Origin of the sequence: Paracoccus sp. UBA889, assembly GCA_002294185.1 — a bacterium.
Classification (GTDB): Bacteria; Pseudomonadota; Alphaproteobacteria; order Rhodobacterales; family Rhodobacteraceae; genus Paracoccus.
The window spans coordinates 25,997-29,666 of sequence record DBFD01000039.1; the positions used below are offsets into that span (position 1 = coordinate 25,997).

2 protein-coding genes and 1 pseudogene are annotated in these 3,670 nt (G+C 66.8%); all 3 read right to left on the bottom strand.

The window, feature by feature from the left end:
* Positions 1 to 2 precede the first annotated feature (2 nt).
* Positions 3 to 953, bottom strand: a complete 951-nt coding sequence (locus B4L36_RS06480; RefSeq protein WP_292954101.1) for a helix-turn-helix domain-containing protein — start codon at positions 951 to 953, stop codon at positions 3 to 5.
* A gap of 247 nt (positions 954 to 1,200) precedes the next feature.
* Positions 1,201 to 2,289 (bottom strand): annotated as a pseudogene (locus B4L36_RS06485) (ABC transporter ATP-binding protein); the annotation flags it as partial.
* 18 nt (positions 2,290 to 2,307) lie between these two features.
* Positions 2,308 to 3,670, bottom strand: a 1,363-nt coding sequence (locus B4L36_RS06490) for an alpha-amylase family glycosyl hydrolase (protein ID WP_292954104.1), incomplete at its 5' end; no start/stop codon positions are given.

Consider the following 3,670-nt stretch of genomic DNA (forward strand, 5'->3'; position numbering starts at 1 on the left):
GGCTATCTGTCCGCCAGACCCAGCCGCGCCATGCGCCGATACATCGTCGCCCGTCCGATCCCCAGGGCGCGCGCGGCGGCCGAGACGTTGCCCTCGGCCCGCGCCAGGGCCCGCGTCACGGCGGCTCGTTCGGCCCGGTCGAAACCCTGCATGTCATCCTCGCGGCCCAGAAGATCGGCGGCGGGGCGCGGCTTGATGGCGCCTTCGCGTTCCAGCCCCATGGCGCGCCGCGCGGCGCGGGTCGCGCCGATGGCCAGGTCGTCCTTGTCCACCGCCAGAAGCAGCGTCGCCTCGGTTCCGTCGCCCGAGGCGACGACGATCCGCGCATCCGGGAACGAGGCGCGAAAGAACACCGCTTCGATCGCCCGCGCGGTCTGGGCCACCTGCGCACCGATCAGGCGGTTGTAGCGTTCGGTCTGGTCGGCGCGGGCGGAACTGACATCCAGGGCCGCCATCAGCCGTCCGTCCGGCCCCCAGATCGGCGCATCCATGCAGGACATCCCGGTATTGCGGGTGCGGAAATGTTCGTCGCGATGGATGGTGACCTGCCGCGCCTCGGCCAGGCAGGTGCCGATGCCGTTGGTGCCCTGCGCGGCCTCGGACCAGTCCATGCCCTGCCACAGACCCCAGTCGCGGAATTGCGCCGCATCGCCATCGCTGACGCGCTGATCCAGCACCACGCCCGCCGCATCGGTCAGCAGCACGTTGCAGCCCGACAGGCAGACCAGGTTGTAGAGCTGGTCCAGCTGCGGTGCCGCGACTTTCAGGAAATGCTCCATCGCCTGTCGCCGGGCCGACAATTCCGCCAGGCTCAGGCGTTCAGGACCGCGGGCATCGCCCGGATCCAGCCCATGCTTCAGCAGCGAGCGGCGCCAGGATGCCGCCAGCGCCGAGGTCGCGGATTTCGACTGCGACTGCTCGGCCACCAGATCCGCGTGGCTGCGATGCGCCATGATTCCCCCCAATCGCGACGAGTATAGCAGATCGCGGTATCGGAGATTTACGACTTTCGTCGCAGAATCAGCGGACCGGGCCCTCGGGCTTGATCAGCCCGTCCTCGATCCGGTCGCCATCCTCCCCGTCCCTGCCCCCGTTCCGGTCCTGTCCGTTCCGATCTGCCGGCATGGCGGCCGCGCCGCGATCGCCGCCCATGCTGCCTGCGGCGCGGGCCGTGCGCGGCTGATAGGGCGGCAGGTCGGTGCCGTCGCGATACAGAAGCGAATTGCCCTTGTGAAACAGATGCAGCGCCTGCGGATCGGCGGTCAGCCGCACCGTGCTGCCCTTCAGCCCCGGATGAATGCCGGACAGCTTGGCGATGATCGGCACCGCACCGCCCTGGGTGCCGAAATAAAGCAGCGTCACCTCGCCCAGGGCCTCGGTCAGATCGACCTTGCCTTCGAACAGGGCGGTGCCGTCGGTCTCGCGCATGTCCTCGGGGCGGACGCCCAGATTGATCTCCATCCCCTCGTCGCCGGGGCGCGTGGGGATCGCCACCTGCGCCTGGCCGCCGCCGTCCAGTGCCACGCCGGTCATCTCGCCGACCGCCGTCACCTTGCCCGGCAGCAGGTTCATCGCCGGGCTGCCGATGAACTGGGCCACGAATTCGTTCACCGGACGTTCATACAATTCCAGCGGCGCGCCGACCTGCGCGATGCCGCCGCCCGCCAGCACCACGATGCGGTCGGCCAGCGTCATCGCCTCGGTCTGGTCGTGGGTGACATAGATCATCGTCCGGTCGGGCATCGAGGCCTTCAGCTGCGCGATCTCGATCCGCGTCGCCACCCGCAGCGCGGCGTCCAGGTTCGACAGCGGCTCGTCGAACAGATAGACCTTGGGGTCGCGCACGATGGCCCGGCCGATCGCCACCCGCTGCCGCTGGCCGCCTGACAGGGCCTTGGGCAGCCGGTCCAGATAGGGCGTCAGTTGCAGCATCCGGCCGGCGCGGTCGGTCGCCTCGCGGATCTCGGCCCTGGACTTGCCGGCGATCTGCAGCGCGAAGGCCATGTTGTCGCGAACCGTCATGTGCGGATAAAGCGCATAGGACTGAAACACCATCGCGATGCCGCGCTGGCTGGGCGGGATGTCGTTCATCCGCTGGTCGTCGATCTGCAGGTCGCCGCCGGTGATCCGTTCCAGCCCCGCGATCATGCGCAGCAGCGTGGACTTGCCGCAGCCCGAAGGCCCGACAAAGACGATGAACTCGCCCGAGGCGATCTCCAGGTCGATATCGCGCAGAACCTGCACGTCGCCATAGGACTTGGCGATGTCCTTCAGTTTCAGATCGGCCATCCCGCGTTTCCTCCCCGTTCAGCCCTCGATGACCTGGACCTGCCACGGCGCCAGCCCGCCGACCTCTTCCTCCGAAAGATTGGCGCGGATCCGCAGGGTCTGTTCGCTGTCGGCGCGGGTGAAGGACAGGATCGGGCCGTCGGCCTTCATGTCGCTCATGCTGCCCAGGCGCAGCGCCGAATGCTTGTTGCGCAGGCCGATGGCCCAGCGATAATGATGCAGCACCGATTGCGCATCGGCCTCTTGCGCGACGACGGTGCGTTGCAGATGGGCATGCGGCACGGGCAGCCAGGGCTGGCTGGTCGAGAAGCCGCCATTCACGCCCATATCCCAGACCATTGGCGTCCGGGATCCGTCGCGCCCCTTGTATTCGGGCCAGAATTCGATCCCATAGGGATCGCGCAGATCCTCGAACTGCAATTCGGCCTCGGGCAGGCCCAGCTCTTCGCCCTGATACAGGCAGACGCTGCCGCGCAGGCACATCAGCAGCGTGCAATAGGCCTTGGCGGCCTGATCGGTCAGGCTCCAGCGGCTGATATGGCGCATCACGTCGTGGTTCGACATCGCCCAGCAGGGCCATGCGTTCGGCGCGATGCTGTGCAGCCGGTCAAAGACCTCGACCACGCGCGCCGCCTGCAAGCCGTCGCCCGACAGGAAATCGAACACATAGGACATCTGCACCCGGCCGGGCACGCCGGTATAATCCTCCAGCAGCTCCAGCCCGCGCTCGCTGTCGCCGATCTCGCCCACGACGACGGCGCCATGCGGTTTCAGCATCGCCGCAAAGCGTTCGAGGAATTTCAGGTTCTCGGGCTGCGACTTGTCGTACCGGTGGCTTTGATGGTTGTAGGGGTTCACCGCCGGCGCGGTATCGGCCTTGCGCAGCTCCGGCGCCAGCGGCGGGTTGTCGCGCAATTTCCGGTCGTGGAAATAGAAATTGATCGTGTCCAGACGAAAGCCGTCCACGCCCTTGTCCAGCCAGAAGGCCGTCATCTCCAGCAGCGCGTCCTGAACCTCCGGGTTGTGGAAATTCAGATCCGGTTGCGCCGACAGGAAGTTGTGCAGGTAGTATTGTTCGCGCCGGCCTTCCCATTGCCAGGCACTGCCGCCGAACAGCGACAGCCAGTTGTTCGGCGGCGTCCCGTCGGGCTTGGGATCGGACCAGACATACCAGTCGGCCTTGGCATTGTCGCGGCTGGCGCGGCTTTCCTTGAACCACGGATGTCGGTTCGAGGTATGCGACATCACGAGGTCGATCATCACCTTCAGGCCCAGCTCATGCGCCCGCTCGATCAGCCAGTCGAAATCCTCCATCCCGCCGAAGATCGGGTCGATGCCGCGATAATCGCTGACATCATAGCCGAAATCCTTCATCGGCGAG